The organism is Malikia sp. (assembly GCF_028687635.1).
Lineage (GTDB): Bacteria > Pseudomonadota > Gammaproteobacteria > Burkholderiales > Burkholderiaceae_C > Malikia.
On the sequence record NZ_JAQTZS010000003.1, the window covers coordinates 63,361 to 80,498 of the forward strand.

Annotated in this window: 15 protein-coding genes; 4 read left to right on the forward strand and 11 right to left on the reverse strand. The window is 68.9% G+C overall.

Going from position 1 to position 17,138, the window contains the following annotated elements:
• Positions 1–15: 15 nt before the first annotated feature.
• The gene (locus tag PHR85_RS02950; RefSeq protein ID WP_300050218.1) at positions 16–2,004 is read right to left on the reverse strand and encodes a Cache 3/Cache 2 fusion domain-containing protein; all 1,989 of its coding nucleotides are present in this window, start codon (positions 2,002–2,004) and stop codon (positions 16–18) included.
• Positions 2,001–2,870 carry a carboxylating nicotinate-nucleotide diphosphorylase gene (gene nadC, locus PHR85_RS02955; RefSeq protein WP_300050221.1) on the reverse strand — a complete coding sequence of 290 codons (870 nt, stop codon included), beginning with the start codon at positions 2,868–2,870 and terminating at the stop codon, positions 2,001–2,003. Before nadC ends, PHR85_RS02950 begins: the two co-directional genes overlap by 4 nt.
• Before the next feature lie 129 nt (positions 2,871–2,999).
• Between nadC and PHR85_RS02960 the strand changes: the two genes are divergently transcribed.
• The 4 genes from PHR85_RS02960 to PHR85_RS02975 all read left to right on the forward strand — a co-directional run bounded on the left by PHR85_RS02960 (position 3,000) and on the right by PHR85_RS02975 (position 6,909).
• A complete protein-coding gene (locus PHR85_RS02960; RefSeq protein ID WP_300050224.1) occupies positions 3,000–3,221 on the forward strand; it encodes a hypothetical protein in 222 nt (73 codons plus the stop codon).
• 61 nt (positions 3,222–3,282) lie between these two features.
• A complete protein-coding gene (gene xth / locus PHR85_RS02965; RefSeq protein WP_300050227.1) occupies positions 3,283–4,062 on the forward strand; it encodes an exodeoxyribonuclease III in 780 nt (259 codons plus the stop codon).
• Between the two features lie 470 nt (positions 4,063–4,532).
• A complete protein-coding gene (gene iscB / locus PHR85_RS02970; protein ID WP_300050229.1) occupies positions 4,533–5,879 on the forward strand; it encodes an RNA-guided endonuclease IscB in 1,347 nt (448 codons plus the stop codon).
• A gap of 25 nt (positions 5,880–5,904) precedes the next feature.
• Positions 5,905–6,909 (forward strand): tripartite tricarboxylate transporter substrate binding protein, encoded by a 1,005-nt coding sequence (locus PHR85_RS02975; RefSeq protein WP_300050231.1) that lies wholly within the window; start codon positions 5,905–5,907, stop codon positions 6,907–6,909.
• Positions 6,910–7,251: 342 nt separating this feature from the next.
• On the opposite strand, the gene ntrC is transcribed toward PHR85_RS02975, so the two are convergent.
• The 9 genes from ntrC to PHR85_RS03020 all read right to left on the reverse strand — a co-directional run bounded on the left by ntrC (position 7,252) and on the right by PHR85_RS03020 (position 17,136).
• Positions 7,252–8,766: a nitrogen regulation protein NR(I) gene (gene ntrC, locus PHR85_RS02980; protein ID WP_300050233.1), complete on the reverse strand. Its 1,515-nt coding sequence runs from the start codon at positions 8,764–8,766 to the stop codon at positions 7,252–7,254.
• A gap of 38 nt (positions 8,767–8,804) precedes the next feature.
• Positions 8,805–9,896, reverse strand: coding sequence for a nitrogen regulation protein NR(II) (glnL, locus tag PHR85_RS02985; RefSeq protein WP_300050236.1), 1,092 nt, complete (start codon positions 9,894–9,896; stop codon positions 8,805–8,807).
• The gene (locus PHR85_RS02990) at positions 9,893–10,435 is read right to left on the reverse strand and encodes a hypothetical protein (protein WP_300050239.1); all 543 of its coding nucleotides are present in this window, start codon (positions 10,433–10,435) and stop codon (positions 9,893–9,895) included. Before PHR85_RS02990 ends, glnL begins: the two co-directional genes overlap by 4 nt.
• A gap of 148 nt (positions 10,436–10,583) precedes the next feature.
• On the reverse strand, positions 10,584–11,999 hold the full coding sequence (gene glnA / locus PHR85_RS02995; RefSeq protein ID WP_300050242.1) for a type I glutamate--ammonia ligase: 1,416 nt from the start codon (positions 11,997–11,999) through the stop codon (positions 10,584–10,586).
• Between the two features lie 225 nt (positions 12,000–12,224).
• Positions 12,225–13,058, reverse strand: a complete 834-nt coding sequence (locus PHR85_RS03000; protein ID WP_300050244.1) for a molybdopterin-binding protein — start codon at positions 13,056–13,058, stop codon at positions 12,225–12,227.
• Complete coding sequence (locus PHR85_RS03005; RefSeq protein ID WP_300050247.1) at positions 13,055–13,903, reverse strand: EI24 domain-containing protein; 849 nt, start codon at positions 13,901–13,903, stop codon at positions 13,055–13,057. Before PHR85_RS03005 ends, PHR85_RS03000 begins: the two co-directional genes overlap by 4 nt.
• 31 nt (positions 13,904–13,934) lie before the next feature.
• The gene (locus tag PHR85_RS03010; protein ID WP_300050250.1) at positions 13,935–14,669 is read right to left on the reverse strand and encodes a pseudouridine synthase; all 735 of its coding nucleotides are present in this window, start codon (positions 14,667–14,669) and stop codon (positions 13,935–13,937) included.
• Positions 14,670–14,677: 8 nt separating this feature from the next.
• Positions 14,678–15,961, reverse strand: a complete 1,284-nt coding sequence (locus PHR85_RS03015) for a heme biosynthesis HemY N-terminal domain-containing protein (RefSeq protein ID WP_300050253.1) — start codon at positions 15,959–15,961, stop codon at positions 14,678–14,680.
• Between the two features lie 11 nt (positions 15,962–15,972).
• Positions 15,973–17,136: a uroporphyrinogen-III C-methyltransferase gene (locus tag PHR85_RS03020; protein WP_300050256.1), complete on the reverse strand. Its 1,164-nt coding sequence runs from the start codon at positions 17,134–17,136 to the stop codon at positions 15,973–15,975.
• Positions 17,137–17,138 lie beyond the last annotated feature (2 nt).

A 17,138-nucleotide genomic window follows, 5' to 3' on the forward strand; every position in this document is an offset into this window, starting at 1 on the left:
GAACCGGGGTCGGTCTCAGGTGCCCGACAACCCGATTCGACCGGCGGAGCCCGGCGGGGCAGCGCGCTGCTCGCCGAGCTGGAATTGCCGCACCGCGAGCGCGAGCTGTTCGGCCTGCTCGCCCAGACTCCTGGCGGCGGCGGTGGACTGTTCCACCAGCGCGGCGTTCTGCTGCGTCATCTGGTCGAGATGGGTCATCGCGCCGTTGACCTGACTGATGCCCGCGCTCTGCTCGACGGCAGCGCTCGAGATCTCGCCAATGATGCCGCTGACGCGCTGGACCGAATTGACGATTTCGCCCATGGTCAGACCCGCGTCGCTCACCAGGCGCGAACCGCCGTCGACCTTCTCGACGCTGCTGCCGATCAACAGCTTGATCTCGCGCGCGGCGGTGGCGCTGCGCCCGGCCAGGCTTCGGACCTCGGAGGCCACCACGGCGAAACCCCGACCGGACTCACCGGCGCGCGCCGCCTCGACCGCGGCGTTGAGCGCGAGGATGTTGGTCTGGAAAGCGATGCCATCGATCACGCCGATGATGTCGCTGATCTGGCGCGAGCTGGCGTTGATCTCGTCCATGGTGCTGACCACCTGGTGGACCACGGCGCCACCGCGCGCCGCCACTTCGGCCGCCGCGGTCGCCATCTGGTTGGCCTGGCGGGCCGAATCGGCCGAATGCCGCACGGTCTCGGTCAACTCGCCCAGGCTCGACGCGGTCTGCTGCAGGTCGTCGGCGGTCCGCTCGGTGCGGTGGCTCAGGTCCTGGTTGCCGGTGGCGATCTGGTTGCTGGCCGTGGTGATCGAATCGACCGCGTCGCGTATGCCCGACAGCGTCTGGGTCAGCTGCTGGCGCATGACCTCGACCACCCGGATCAGGGCGCCGATTTCGTCGCGCTGCTGGCTTTGCATCGGACGGGTCAGATCACCCTGGGCCACGGCGTTGACCGCCAGACTGAGCTGCGCCAGGGGGAGCGCGACCCAGCGCCGGATCAGCCAGAACAGCCCGACGCCCAGCACCAGCGCGCCACCGCCCAACAAGACCCAGAGCATGGCCATGGCGCCCCAGTGCCGCTGCATGGCCTCGGCCTCGGACAGGTCGGCCACCACCCACCAGCCGGTGGCCGGGTTGCGCTGCATCTGCAGCAAGCGGCCGGTGGACTTGCCGTCGAGCAGCGAGGTCGCGCCCCGGATCACGCCATCGGGCGCGTCGCGCAGCGAGGCCAGCAAGGCCGCCGCGCCGGGCAGCAGATCGGCGACCTGGCCGCCCTTGGCGCTCGGATGGATCACGAAGCTGGCCTCGGCCAGGTCCTTCTTGGGATCGATCACCAGCAGACCGCCGGTCTCGAAGAAGCGGGTCTCGAGCACGGTCTTTTCCGTCGCCGCCTCGAACGCCGTCATGTCGAAGCCGATGAAGAGCGCGCCCATCGGCTGGCCGTCCGCGCCCTGGATCGGCTCGTAGTGCGTCATGTAGGGCTTGCCGAACAGGACGGCACGCCCGGTATAGGACTTGCCCTGCAGCAGCAGGGCATGGGCCGGATGGCTGTGCACCAGCACCGTGCCGACCGCGCGCTCGCCCTGAGCGTTCTTGAGCGAGGTGGTGATGCGCAGGAAATCGTCGCCCCGGCGGCCGAACACGGTCGCCACCCCGCCGGTGACCTGCTGGAAATCGTCCACCGCCGTGAAATCGTTGCTCAGCGAGCGCCCGGCGTGGCGCAGGTCGCCGGTCTGGGCGTCTTGCGCGAAGTCGGACCCGAAGGCCTGCTTGAACACCATGAACGAGCGCTGAGCCAAACCACGCGAGGTCAGATCCATCGTCTCGATGGTCTCGACCTTGCCCTGGGTCTGGGCACTGATCCAGCGCACGATGTTCTGGCGCTCGTTGTCGGTGACCATGAAGCTGACCAGCAGGCTGATGACCAGCAGCACGCAGGACATGCCGACGCCACCGATCACGGACACCTTGCGGGCGATCGAACCGCCACCCGCCTCAAGACCAGAGTGGGTCATGCAGGCAGCACCCGCTCGACCGGCTTGTCCTGGAAGCGCATCGAGAAGTCGACCGCCTGCACGTCCTTGATCAGCGCGCCGACCGAGATCCGGTCGACCCCCGTTGCGGCCAGCTGGCGCAGGTTGTCAAAGGTCACGCCGCCCGAGATCTCCAGGCTGATGCGCCCGCCGGCCAGCGCCACCGCTTGTTTCAGCGTGTCGAGGTCCATGTTGTCGAGCAGCACCATCTTGACGCCAGCATCGAGCGCTTCCTGCAACTGCTTCAAGGTCTCGACCTCGACCTGGATGAAGCTGGCGCGGTCGGCGAAGGCCTCGGCCGCGCGCAGCGCGTTGGTGATGCCGCCGGCCGCCGCGATGTGGTTTTCCTTGATCAGGATCGCGTCGTACAGGCCCATGCGGTGGTTCTTGCCGCCGCCACAGCGCACGGCGTACTTCTCGGCCACGCGCAGGCCGGGAATGGTCTTGCGGGTATCGAGGATGGCGGCGCGGGTGCCTGCGACTTCCTTGACGTACCTGGCGGTCTTGGTCGCGACCGCGCTGAGCGTCTGCATGAAGTTCAGGCAGCTGCGCTCGGCGGTCAGCAGGTCGCGCGCGCGGCCGGTGATCTCGACGATCTTCTGGCCCGGCTCGCAGCGGCCACCCTCGTCGACCAGCCAGTTCACCTGCGCGCCCGGCGCGAGCTGACGCAGCACCTCGTCGACCCAGGGCCGGCCGCAGATGACCGCCGCCTCGCGGCAGATGATGGTGGCGGTGACCATGCGCTCGGCCGGCACCAGCTGGGCGGTCAGGTCGCCGCTGCCGACATCCTCGGCCAGCGCGCGTTGTACATCGTCGGCCACCGTCGCGGCCAGGTCGTAGTTGCTCATGTGTGGGTTCCTTGTGCGCGGCCGCCTGCGCGACAAGCCGCTGAAGGGCATGATGATACGCCGAGCCCGGCAGGCGTTCAGGCCCGCCCGCCCCCGCCCTGCGCTGATCATCCTGCGAAAATCATTGCCATGAAATTCGGATTCCTTCGGTTCTGGCGGCTCGGCCCCAAGAGCGAGCTGCCACCTGAAATCGCGCAAGCCCGCGCGCTGGTGCAGGCGGTCGACCGTGGCGGCTTGCCGCTCAACCCGGCCAAGGTGAATGCCATCGCGCGCGCGCTGGGGCTGGAGGTGTCCCGCCACGCGCCGGTCGAGCAGACCGTGGAGCGGATCCGCGCCTGCCTGCTGCGCTGAGCAGCGGCCACGGATCGCCAGCCACCCCAACCCATCATCAATCCTGAAAGAATTCCCGACCATGCGACTCGCCACCTGGAACGTCAACTCCCTGAGCGTGCGCCTGCCCCAGGTGCTCGACTGGCTGGCCGACCATCCCGTCGACCTGCTCGCGCTGCAGGAGCTCAAGCTGACCGACGACAAGTTCCCGCTGGATGCCTTCGCGCAGGCCGGCTACCAGGCGGCCTGGTTCGGCCAGAAGACCTACAACGGCGTCGCGCTGATCGCGCGCGGCGAGCCGCGTGACATCGTGCGCAACATTCCCGGCCATGCCGACGAGCAGTCGCGCGTGATCGCCGCCACGCTCGACACGCCGCAAGGCCCGCTGCGCGTGGTCAATGGCTACTTCGTCAACGGCCAGGACCCCGAGAGCGAGAAGTTCGGCTACAAGATGCAGTGGCTGGACGCGCTGCGCGCATGGCTGCGCGGCGAGATGGCGCGACACCCCCGGCTGGTGCTGCTGGGCGACTTCAACATCGCCCCCGAGGACCGCGACAGCCATGACCCCGAGGGGCTGCGCGAAACCATCCACCACACGACGGCCGAACGCCAGCAGTTCCGCGCGCTGCTGGAGCTCGGCCTGACCGACGCCTACCGGCTGTTCGAACAGCCACCCAGGAGCTATTCCTGGTGGGACTATCGCATGCTGGGCTTCCAGAAGAACCGTGGTCTGCGCATCGACCATGTGCTGGTGAGCGACGCGCTCAAGGCGCGGGTCAGCGCCTGCACCATCGACCGCGCGCCGCGCAAGTGGCCCAAGCCGAGCGACCACGCGCCGGTGGTTGTCACGCTGGACCTTTGAGTGATCAGGGCTGACCCAAGCCCGCCAGAGCCTCATCCGTCCGCTGCGCGGCCGGCAAATCGGCCGTCAGGCTCGGGTCAGCCCTGATCTGTGAAGACAGTCTGGAAACGGGCATACTTGGGCGTTTCTGGCTCTAGAGTCAACTACCCCGCCCTGAAGGGCGGAGCTTGGTGGGAGAAATCTCTTCAAGCCAGGTTGACCAGGGAAAGCGGTAGCCAACCCGCTACGTTCATGACAGGTCGTTGCGACGCACCAGCCCATGCTTCCTCAGTGGGCTGCCCTGCAAGGCTGGGATCAGGCGGGCGAAAGGTAAAGCGCCGAAGGTCCTGGCCGCCGTGCCTTGCAGCACGGGAGCCGGTGATGGACATTCCCGAGGGGAGCCCTGTCGCCAGACAGGCGTCACCAGGCCCGTAAGGGCGGAAAGGTTTTGTGTGTCAGTGTTCGTATTGGATCGTCGGGGGCAACCCCTGATGCCGTGCAGCGAAAAGCGGGCCAGGCTGCTGCTGGAGCGCGGCAGGGCTCGCCTTCACCGCGTCGTCCCCTTCGTCATTCGTCTCATCGACCGTGAAGCGGACCGCTGCACCTTGCAGCCGTTGCGCGTCAAACTCGATCCGGGCAGCCGCACCACGGGGCTGGCCCTGATGCGCGAGACCGAATCGGTCGAGCCCGACACCGGCGAAGTCCTCCCCGGCGCTGCCGTGCTGCAGCTGCTCGAACTCGCGCATCGGGGTCATGCCATCTCCGACGCCCTCACGGCTCGTCGCGCCATGCGCCGCCGCCGCCGTGGCCACCTGCGCCACCGTGCCCCACGATTCCTCAACCGCCGCAGGGCCAAGGGCTGGCTGCCGCCCAGCCTGCAACACCGCGTCCACACCAGCCTGGCCTGGGTCCAGCGGCTCCAGCGCTGGGCACCCGTCACCGCCCTGTCGAGCGAACTCGTGCGGTTCGACCTGCAGGCCATCCAGAACCCCGAAATAGCCGGCGTCGAGTATCAGCAAGGCACGCTCGCCGGCTACGAAACCCGGGAATACCTGCTCGAAAAGTGGGACCGCACTTGCGCCTACTGCGGTGCCCAGAACGTACCGCTGCAAATCGAGCACATCCAGCCTCGCGCCCGGGGCGGCTCCGACCGCGTGAGCAACCTCACGCTGGCCTGTGCCTGCTGCAACCAGAAGAAGGGCGCCCAGCCGATCGAAGCGTTTTTGGCAAAAGACCCGCAGCGCCTGCGCCGACTCCTGGCGCAAGCCCAGCGCCCCCTGAAGGATGCCGCCGCCGTCAACGCCACCCGCTGGGCACTGGCCCAAGCCCTGAAAGCCACCGGTCTGCCCGTCGAACTGGCCTCGGGCGGACGCACGAAGTTCAACCGCCAACAGCTTAAGATCCCCAAGACCCATGCGTTGGACGCAGTATGCGTGGGCGAGGTCAATGCGGTCACGGGTTGGCGCCGGCCCACGCTGGTCGTCAAGTGCACCGGACGCGGCAGCTACCAGCGCACCCGACTCAACCAGTTCGGTTTCCCCCGTGGCTACCTGATGCGCACCAAGCGCGTCCAAGGCTTCGGTACCGGCGATCGGGTCCAGGCCATCGTGCCCACTGGCAAGAAAGTCGGTCGCTACACCGGCCGGGTCGCCGTCAGGGCTACCGGCAGCTTCAACATCCAAACCGGCTCCGAAGTCGTCCAAGGCATCTCGCACCGCCATTGCCGCCTTATCCAGCGCAGCGACGGCTACGGCTACTTTCAACAACAGAGCTTGACGAGAAAGGAAGCGGGAGAGGGTCGCGCCAAGCGCACGATGCGCTCTGCCTCCCCGGCCTGAAGGCCGAGGTTTCCCGCGCAATCTGATGATCCAACGCCCCGCCACCTCCCGCCGCCGCTTTGCCTTGGGCCTGCTGGCATCGGTCGCCCTGTCTTCCGGCCTGGCCACGACCGCCGCGCAAGCCCAGGCAGCCTTCCCGAGCAAGCCGCTGAGCATCATCGTGCCGTTCGCCGCCGGTGGCGCGACCGACATCCTCGCGCGCATCATCGGCCAGGCGCTGTCGATCGAGATCGGCCAGTCGGTCATCATCGAAAACCGTCCGGGCGCGGGCGGCAACATCGGCGGCCAGCTCGCCGCGAAGGCCGCTCCCGATGGCCACACGCTGTTCATGGGCGCGGTCGGCACGCACGCGATCAACCCCAGCCTGTACAAGAAGATGCCCTACGACCCGATCAAGGACCTCGCGCCGCTGACCCGGGTCGCGAACGTGCCGAACCTGCTGGTCGCCAACCCGCAGCAGCCGTTCAAGACCGTGCCCGAGCTGATCGCCTATGCGAAGGCCAATCCGGGCAAGGTCAATTTCGGCTCCTCGGGCAACGGCACCTCGATCCACCTGTCGGGCGAGATGTTCAGCCACATGGCCAAGGTCGATATCGTCCATGTGCCCTACAAGGGCAGCGCGCCAGCGATGAACGACCTGCTCGGCAACCAGATCGCGATCATGTTCGACAACATGCCTTCGGCGCTCCAGTATGTCCGCGCCGGCAAACTCAACGCGCTCGGGGTAACCTCCGCCAAGCGCTCGCCCGAACTGCCGAACGTGCCGACCATCGCCGAGGCGGGCGTGCCGGGCTACGAGGCCAGTTCCTGGTTCGGCCTGTTCGTGCCGGCCGCCACGCCGGCGCCGGTGCAGACCCGGCTGCACGCGGCGCTCGTCAAGGTGCTGGCTCGGCCCGACGTCAAGAAGCGCATGGCCGAACAGGGCGCCGAGGTCGTCAGCGAGAAGCCCGAGCAGTTCGCCGCGTTCATCCAGGCCGAGTCGCTCAAGTGGGGCAAGGTCGTGCGCGCGTCGGGCGCCACGCTGGACTGAAGGCGCTGATCGCTCGGATGGATGAGCGGCCGAAAAATCGGCCTCTCTGATGGATCAGGGCTAACCCGAGCCCGCCAGCCTCATCCGTCCGCTGCGCGGCCGGCAAATCGGCTGTCAGGCCCGGGTCAGCCCTGATCACCTTGCCATGATTTGCAAATTACAGAACACTGTCCGCACGAGGCGCAGGCTGTTCATTGACCGGCTGCGCAGCAGCCGCACAGGCAGGGGTCGAGGTGGGGCTGGCGGCCGATTTGCCGGCCGCGCAGCGGACGGATGAGGCCGACAGCTCCACCTCGACCCCTGCCAACCCCAGAACACCCCGGCCAAGCCAAGCCAGAAGCCTCAATCCAGCCCCAGCTCCTGGATCTTGCGCGTGATCGTGTTGCGGCCGATGCCGAGCTTCTGCGCCGCCTCGATGCGACGCCCGCGCGTGACCGCCAGCGCGGACTGGATCAGCCCGGTCTCGAAGCGGCGCGTCAGGATGTCCCAGATATCGGGGCGGCCCTCCGCCAGCAAGGCCAGCGCCTCGGCCTGCAGGCCCTGCTCCCATTCGGCGCCGCCTGCCGCCGGCTTGGGCAGGACGGCCTGGGCCACCGGGGAGGCTGCAGCGCCAGCCACCTGAACCGGGGCCGACTCGGCCCTTGACTGCACTTGGGCCTCTGCTGGCGGCAGCAGCGCGGCTTCCAGCGGGCCGGCCTCGACCACCTCGGGTGGCAGGTCCTTGAGCTCGATCACCTGCGCCGGCGCCATCACGGTCAGCCAGTGACAGATGTTCTCCAGCTGGCGCACGTTGCCGGGGAAATCGAAGGCGGCCAGCTGTTGCAGCGCCGCGTCCGAGATCCGCTTGGGCTCGACCCCGAGCTGGCGGGCGCTCTGCTGCAGGAAGAAGCGCGTCAGCAGCGGCACATCCTCGCGCCGCTCGCGCAAGGCCGGCAGCCGCAGTCGGATCACGTTGAGGCGGTGGAACAGATCCTCGCGGAATGCCCCCTCCTTGACGCGCTGCTCAAGGTGCTGATGCGTCGCGGCAATCACGCGTACCTGGGTCTTGACCGCGCTGTGGCCACCGACCCGGTAGAAATGCCCATCCGACAGCACGCGCAGCAGGCGGGTCTGCAGGTCGAACGGCATGTCGCCGATCTCGTCGAGGAACAGCGTGCCGCCCTCGGCCTGCTCGAAGCGGCCGCGCCGCATGGTCTGGGCGCCGGTGAAGGCGCCGCGCTCGTGACCGAACAGCTCGGATTCGAGCAGGTCCTTCGGAATCGCCGCGGTGTTGATCGCGACGAAGGGACCCTTGGCGCGCAACGAATGCTTGTGCAAGGCACGCGCGACCAGCTCCTTGCCCGAGCCCGACTCGCCGGTGATCAGCACCGTCACGTTGCTCTGGCTCAGGCGGCCGATGGCGCGGAAGACATCCTGCATCGCGGGTGCCTGGCCCAGCATCTCGGGCACGGTGTCCAGCCCCTCGTCGGCCACCTCCTCGCGCTGGCTCTCGCCGATGGCGCGCCGGATCAGCTCGACCGCCTTGGTCAGGTCGAAGGGCTTGGGCAGGTACTCGAACGCCCCGCCCTGCAGGGCAGAGACCGCGCTGTCGAGGTCCGAGTAGGCCGTCATGATGATGACCGGCAGGCCCGGCAGGCGCTGCTTGACCTGATCGAGCAGATCCAGCCCCGAGCCGCCCGGCATGCGGATATCGCTGACCAGCACCTGGGGGCCGTCGCCCTCGTCCGCCTCGGCCAGCGCGGCCAGCACTTCGCGCGGGTTGGTGAAGCTGCGCGTGGGCAGGTTCTCGCGAGCCAGGGCCTTCTCGAGTACGAAGCGTATCGATTGGTCGTCGTCTACGATCCAGATGGGTTTCATGCGCGTTGTCTCTTGGTTCGTTCTGCCCCCTTCCGATCTCAAGGCAGGGGGATCAGCAGCTTGAAGTCGGTCCGTCCCGGCACGCTGTCGCACTCGATCAGTCCCTGGTGCTGCTGCACGAAGGTCTGCGCCAGGTTGAGTCCCAGGCCGGAGCCGCCATCCTTGCCCGACACCAGCGGGTAGAAGATGCGGTCCTTGATCTCGTCGGGCACGCCGGGCCCGTTGTCGATCACATGCAATTCCAGTGCCAGCTTGTAGCGCTGCTTGCCGAAGGTGATCTGGCGCGCCACCCGGGTGCGCAGCACGATCTCGGCGTCGCCCCGCTCGATGCGCCGCTCCAGCGCGTGGGCGGCGTTGTGCACGATGTTGAGCAGCGCCTGGATCAGCTGCTCGCGGTCGCCGCGAAACTCGGGGATCGAGGTGTCGTAGTCGCGCACCACCGTGAGGCCGCGCGGAAACTCGGCCAGCACCAGGGCGCGCACGCGCTCGCAGACCTCGTGGATGTTGACGTCACCGACGACGCGCGCGCGCCGGTGTGGTGCCAGCAGCCGGTCCACCAGCACCTGCAGCCGGTCGGCCTCGTGGATGATGACCTGCGCGTATTCGATCAGCTCGCGCGAGTCGAGCTCCATCTGCAGCAGCTGGGCCGCGCCACGGATGCCGCCGAGCGGGTTCTTGATCTCGTGCGCCAGGTTGCGGATCAGCTCCTTGTTGGCCTGCGCCTGTTCCAGCAGGCGTTCCTCGCGCTCCATGCGCGCCTGCTGCTCCAGCGGCAGCAGCTCGACCAGGAAGCGCCCCGCCTCCTCCATCTGGGCCAGCAGCACATGCACCTGCAGCGGCTCATGGCCCGGACGGCGGATGCGGTCGTCGTAGCGGATCAGGGCGTACTCGTTGCCGCTGGCGCTGGCCAGCGCGTTCTGCAGCAGCTCGGGGGCCTCGAACCAGTCGCACAGCAACAGGCCCGCGATGCTGCGGCGCGAGACGCCCAGCAGGTCCTCCAGCGTGGCGTTGGACCACTGCACCACCCCGTCGGCATCGACGATGGCGACCAGGGTCGCGAGCAGGTCCAGCGCCTGGTAGCGCGATCCCGACGCGGCGCGACGGCCGGTCCTGGGCTGGGCCGCCGTCATTTCTTGTCGGGGGCTGGCACCACCCGTGCCAGCTCGCGCCGAAGCGCGGCCACATCGGCCTCGGCGCGACCGACCTGTTCCTTGAGCGCGGCCGTGCGCTGCTGATGCAGCGGGGGATTGCGCAGCTCCTCGGGGCGCGGTTCGGGATTGCCATCCTTGTATTCGAGGCGCAGCTCGGCCAGCCTGGCCTCGGCCTTGCGCAGCTCGGCCTCCAGGATGGCGCGCGCATCGCTATCGCGGGCACGTTGTTCGGCGCTGTTGACGCGCTCGCCCTCGCCACGCGCGGCCTGGCCGCCGGTCCGGGCCGGGCTGGGGGCGCTGGGTGCCGGCTTGACGCTGGCCTGGGGCTTGAGACCGTCGATGACGGTCAGGTTGCCACCCTCGACTGGCTTGCAGCCGCGCGCCTTGGCGTCGCCCGGCTGGTTGGTGTACTCGTTGCCACAGCGCCAGATCTTGTCGCTGGCCGCCGTGGCGGGCAGCGCCAGCGCGGCCAGCAGGGCCAGCGCGATCCGGCGGTGGAAAATGTCCAGAATCTGCATCGCTTCTCCGGGGCTGCTCGACTCGCCCCGCCTCCTCGGCGTTCAGTATCGCGTAATTCCTGCCTCGGGCAGGCGGCGGCGGTCGCGTGGGCGAACCAAAAAAAAGGGACGGCAAGCCGTCCCTTTCCTCAATGCCGCAATCCGGGGATTACAGGCTGAAGTACATGTCGTACTCGACCGGCGACACCTCGATGCGCGAACGGGTGACTTCGGTCATCTTGAGCTCGATGTAGGCATCGATCCAGGAGTCGGTGAAGACACCGCCCTTGGTCAGGAAGGCGCGGTCGTTGTCCAGGCATTCCAGCGCCTGGTCCAGGCTGTGGCAGACGGTCGGGACCAGCTTGTCCTCTTCCGGCGGCAGATGGTACAGGTCCTTGGTCGAGGCTTCGCCCGGGTGGATCTTGTTCTCGATGCCGTCCAGACCCGCCATCAGCAGGGCGGCGAAGCCCAGATAGGGGTTCATCAGCGGATCGGGGAAGCGGGCCTCGACGCGACGGGCCTTGTCGGAGGCGACGTTCGGGATGCGGATCGAGGCCGAGCGGTTCTTGGCCGAGTAGGCCAGCTTGACCGGAGCCTCGAAATGCGGCACCAGACGCTTGTACGAGTTGGTACCCGGGTTGGTGATCGCGTTCAGGGCACGGGCGTGCTTGATGATGCCGCCGATGTAGTACAGGGCGGTGTCGGACAGGCCGGCGTAGCCGTTGCCCGCGAACAGGTTCTTGCCGTCCTTCCAGATCGACTGGTGCACGTGCATGCCGGAGCCGTTGTCGCCCGCGTAGGGCTTGGGCATGAAGGTGGCGGTCTTGCCGTAGGCATTGGCCACGTTCTGGATCACGTACTTCTGCAGCAGGGTCCAGTCGGCGCGCTCGACCAGGGTCGAGAACTTGGTGCCGATTTCGCACTGGCCGGCGCCGGCGACTTCGTGGTGGTGGACCTCGACCGGCACGCCGACGGCTTCCAGGATCTGGACCATCTCGTTGCGCATGTCGATGGTGCTGTCGACCGGAGCGACCGGGAAGTAGCCGCCCTTGAGGCGGTTGCGGTGGCCACGGTTGCCGCCTTCGAGCTTGGTGCCGCTGTTCCACGGCGCTTCGTAGTCGTCGATCGCGTAGAAGGTGTTGTTCGGCTCGGTGCTCCAGCGCACTTCGTCGAACAGGAAGAACTCGGGTTCCGGACCGAAGAAGGCGGTGTCGCCCAGGCCGGAGGCCTTGAGGTAGGTCTCGGCGCGCTTGGCGATCGAGCGCGGGTCGCGTTCGTAGGCCTTGCCATCGGTCGGCTCGATCACGTCGCAGACCAGCACCAGGGTGGTTTCTTCGACGAAGGGATCGATGAAGGCGGTGCTGGCATCCGGAGCCATCAGCATGTCGGACGCTTCGATGCCCTTCCAGCCCGCGATCGAGGAGCCGTCGAAGGCCTGGCCTTCTTCCATCTTCTCTTCATCGAACTGGGAAATGGGCACGGTGATGTGCTGCCACTTGCCACGGGTGTCGGTAAAGCGGAAATCGACGAACTTGACGTCGTTGTCCTTCACCATTTGCATCACGTCTGCGACGGTCTTGGCCATCAGAAAACTCCTGGTCGGGGAAAAAAGGGATGAAACTGTGTTGTATTGATCTGAAGCAGAAACCGTGCCAACCCGAACTCAACACGCTCGCGGTCGGCCGGACCCTGCCCAGCAACACCCGCTATTGTGCCTGTTCGCTGCGGGGACGACGCGCATTATTGGGCTTGGCACGGCCGCGCGTCAACATCACCGATTTGGTGCATGAAAAGCCCCAACCTGGTGCGATCAGTCGCGCACCATTTCGGGACCCAGCTTGGCGCCCACCTGGTGCAGGCCGGCCAGCAGGTCGACGTAGGCCGCATCGGCCGCGCCGGCCTCGCCCTTGACGCCGAGCTCGATGTGGCGGCCCCATTCGGGGTGGTCGACGCTGGGCAGGCTGAAGACCTTGATGCCGGGGTGCGCGGCCTCGATCGCCTCCATCAGCGGCGTGAGCGTGGCCTCGATGGCGCCGAACACGATCACCGAGCGCTCGCGCCGCTGCTGGCGCGCGAACAGGTGGGCATAGCGCTGGTCCAGCACCCACTCGATCATCGGCCAGGCCATGACCGGGAAGCCCGGCACGAAATGGACCGCTCCCTGCCCCTGGCCGGCGCAGCTGAAGCCCGGGATCTTGTTGTAGGGGTTGGGGATGAGGGTCGCGCCCTGCGGGAACACGCCCATGTTGAGGCGGTGCAGGTTGTCGTGGCGGTCGGGCTCCCAGGCCTGGCCCTGCTCGCGCGCGACATCCCGCATGCGCTCCTCGATCAGCGCCTTGGCCTCGGGGTGCAGCGCGAGCTCGACACCGAGCGCGGCGGCCGCGCACTGGCGGGTATGGTCATCGGGCGTGGCGCCGATGCCGCCGCAGCTGAACACGATGTCGCCGCTGGCGAAGGCCTCGCGCAGCGCCGCCGTGATGCGCGGGCGGTCGTCGCCGACGATGCGCACCCAGGACAGGCTCAAGCCGCGCTCGGCCAGCCGGGCGATGACCTGGGGCAGGTGCTTGTCGGCGCGCTTGCCCGAGAGAATCTCGTCGCCCACGATGATGAGGCCGAAGGCGGGAGCGTGGCGTTCAGTGGTCATGGCAGATGTTGGAACGGTTGAGGGTCCGGGCCGGCTGGCACGGCGGGTACAGCGGCGGCACGCAGACGCGCCAACGCGGCGAGCAGGTAATGCGCGAACCAGAGCGAGGAAAAGGCGAACACCAGCGCGTAGACCCAGACCGCCAGCGGCACCAGCAGCGGCGCCATCGCGATGAACATGGCGCCCGAGACCCACAGCAGGCTGGGCGCGGCGCCCAGCAGGCCGCAGACCAGCCCCATCAGCCACAGGCTGGAGCGGTGCCGAGCCAGCAGCTCGGTGCGCTCGGCCCGGTCGGCGTGCTCGGCCAGCGCATCGAAGGCGAACACCCGGTAGCTCAGCCAGCCCCAGACCAGGGGCGGCAGCAGCACCGCCAGCGGCGGCACCAGCCACAGCGGCAGCGAGGCCAGCAGCGCCAGCAAGGCCAGCAAGGTGGAGCCGGTGGCCCAGGCCAGGCTGTCGAAGAAGCCCGCGCCCTGGCGGCGCTCCAGGTGGGCGAAGCGCCGCAGCGCGACCAGCTTGACCATGGCCGGCGTCATGAACAGGCCGACCAGCAGCAGCGCCAGCAACACCAGCAAGGGGGTGGCCAGTGCCAGCAGCAGCAGGGGCGCCAGCACGCTGGCCAGCGAGCCCAGGCCGGCGTTGTCCAGCCAGGCGCGCAGGGGCGACAGCAGCGACCAGCTGTCGAGCCAGGCGTTCAGCTCGGCTTGCGCCGGATACCAGAAGTAGTAGCCCAGCGCGAACACGCCGGCCGCCATCAACAGCACGGGCAGCAGCGACAGCAGCACCACGCGCGGATGCAGGCAGTAGGCCAGCGCGCGCCAGCAGGAGTCGAGCAGCAGGCTCATGCGGGATGGCGGCCGTCGGCGTGCGGGGGAATCAGCGGCGCGCCGCGATCAGGCCCGCGACCTCGTCCGCCGTCAGCCAACGCCACTGTCCGGGCGCGAGGTCGCTCGGCAGGTCGATGTCGCCGATGCGGCTGCGGTGCAGTGCCTCGACCCGGTTGCTGACGGCCGCGACCATGCGCTTGACCTGGTGGTACTTGCCCTCGGTCAGGGTCAGCTCCAGGGCATGCTCGTCGAGCGCGCGGCAGGCCGAGGCCTTGACCGGCTTGGGATCGTCCTCCAGCACCACGCCAGCGAGCAGCTTGTCGACCATCAGCTGGGTCACCGGATGCTTGCAGGTCGCGAGGTAGACCTTGGGCACATGGTGGCGCGGCGAGGACAGGCGGTGGATGAACTTGCCGTCGTCGGACAGCAGCAGCAAGCCGGTGGTGTCCTGGTCGAGCCGTCCCACCGCCTGCACCCCGCTGGCCGCGCCCGAGGGCCGCGAGCGCAGCGGCGCCGGCAGCAGGGTGTAGATGCTGGGCCAGGCGCCGGGCTTTTGCGAGCACTCGTGCCCGGTCGGCTTGTGCAGCATCAGGTAGGCATGCTCGTGGTAGGCCCAGGCCTTGCCCTGGATCGTGAATTCGAGGCCCTCGGGCTCGAAGTCGGCGCTGGCGTCGGTGCAGACCTGGGCCGGATTGCCGACCGCGACATGGCCTTGCTGGATCAGGCCGCAGCAGACGCGCCGCGTGCCAAAGCCCTGGGAATAGAGGATTTCTTGCAGTTGCATGGTGGTGATTAAAGCAGGGCCGCGCGCTTCCAGGCGGCCTGGGCCGCATCGACGTCGCCGCGCCGTTCGGCCAGATGGGCCAGGCCGCGCCAGCAGCGGCGGGCCAGTTCGGGATCGGACAAGCGCGGGCTGGCCTGACCGAGCAGGCTGGCGGCCTTGCCCCAGAGCTGGCACTGCAGGTAGGCCTGGCCGGCGAGGTATTGCAGGCCGGCGTCGCCGGGTTGGCGCTGCTGGGCCTGCTCGATCTGGGCCAGCCAGTCCGCGCCGAGGCCGGGCAACAGGGGCTCCAGGCACAGCAGCAACCGGCGGCGCAGCGCGGCGTCCATGGCGGGGTAGCCGGCCCAGGCCGATTGCAGACAGTCGTCCAGCCAGCGCGGGGCGCCCTGGGGCGCCTCCAGCCCTTGGGGCTCGGGGCCATCGTTCAGCCGCTGCCATTGCTCCAGCGCGGCCAGCGCCAGCTCGGGCACGGCCCGCTCGCCAGGATCGAGCGCGCGCCAGGCCTGCTGCAGCGCCGCCGGATCGCGCGCGGCGCGCAGGCGATCCAGCACCAGGCCGCGCAGCAGGCTGCGCGAAGCCTGCGCGCTGTAGGCGCGGTGCTTGGTCAGCAGGCGCACCAGTTCGATTGCCTCCGCATGATCCTGCTGCAGGCTTGCCAGGCGCAAGCGCAAGCGCAGCGACAGGATGCGGCGCGCCACGCCCTGCGGCAGGCCGCCCAGCCAACCCGCGGCGACCGCGCCGTCCTGCTGCTCCAGGGCCCAGGCGGCGGCGCGCAACTGCAGACCGGCGCGGGCCTCGCCGCCCTGGCTGGCAGCCGGACCGGCCAGCGCGGCGGCCAGCACGCGATCGCGCTCATCGAAGTTGCTCAGCTGATGGGCGCTTTCGGCCGCCAGCAGGTGGGCCAGCAGCTGCGTCTGCTCGCGCCCGGGAAAATGGTGATCGCCGAGCTGCCCGATCTGGGCCAGCGCCTGGCGCGCGGCCGACTGGGCCCGCACATAGCGGCCGGCGTACTGCTGGGCCAGCGCCTCCAGCACCGAGGCCTGGGCCGAACGCTCCAGCTGATGCGTGCGCCAGCGCTGTGCCTGCTGCGGCAGGCTGCGCAGCAGCGCCAGCGCGCGCAGGGCGGCATGAGACAGCCCGAACAGCAGCAGCAAGCCGAACAGCACCAGGTTGAGCGACAGATCGACCCGGTAGGGATGCCAGAACAAGGTCACGTTGGCATCGTTGGCGCCGACCAGCAGCGCCAGCGCGATCGCGGCCGCCGCCAAACCCAGGAACCAGAACACGCCTTTCATCGCGATCCCTTTCAGCGTCCGCCGGCGGCGGCGGCCAGCGCCGCCAGCGCGTCATCGGGACGGGGCAGGTCGTTCTGGCGCAGGTCGCGCTGCAAGCCCCGCAGGGCGTCGCGGGCCAGCTGGGTCGGCTTGGCCTGGCGATCGAAATAACGCTCCAGCATGGCATCGACCGCGAGCAGGTCGGCCGCTGCCTGGCCCGGCTGGCGCGCCAACAGGCCCAGGCGGGCGTTGAGCAGCTTGAGCTTGGCGTTCTCGCGCAGGAAGAACTCCTGGTCGGGCGCGAGCAGCGCGGCCTCGGGCAGGTCGACCCGGTGCACCCGCACCAGCTCGCTGCCGCGCGCGCTGATCGCCGCCCAGGCGCGGGCGGACCAGCCGCTCCACCAGGACTGCAGCCGCTGCCAGGCCGAAGCCTCTGCCGCCATGCCGGCGGGCGCCTGGGCGCGGTTGGACGCGCCGGCGGCTTGGTCAGCGCTCGCATGGGGCTCGGGCGACGGGCTGGGCGCCACCGCGTTGAGCAGCGGCAGCTCGTCGATCAGACGGGACAACTCGTCGACCCGCCCCGCGAGCGCGGGCAGATCAACCAGGGACGCGGCCCGGATGCGCTCGATGTCACGCGCGATCGCGCGCTGCACCGGATTGAGGCGGGGCTGTGCCGCGCGCGCGATGCGCTGGTCGGCCGACTGCAGCGCCGAGATCAGCGGCTGCACGCTGCCGGTCAGCGCGGACTGCTGCTGCGCGAGTTGCAGCGTGGATTCGAGGTCCTGCACCAGACTGTCGTCGCGGGTGCGCGAAACCGTCAGCATCAGCTCATCGAGCTGGCTGCGCTGCAGGCTGACCTCGGACAGCCTGAGCTCGGCCACGCCGAGCCTGACCTGCAGCTCCTGCACCAGGGACTCGGCGCGGGCGGACTGCTCGCGCGCCTCGGTCACCGCCGCGCCGGTGTCGGTGCTGCGACGCGCGAGCTCCTTGCGCGCCGACTGCAATTGCTGCCAGAGCACGGCGCTGGCGCCCAGCGCGAGCAGCGCCAGGCCCAGCGCGAGGCGGGACAGCAGCTGGCCCGGGACTGGCTGGAGCGGCTGCGCCGCCGGTGCCGGGGAGGCCGTCGGCGCAGCGGCAGCAGCAGCTGCGGACGCGGCTGGGCCGCCTGCGGATGATGGGAAATCGGTGTCGGCCATGG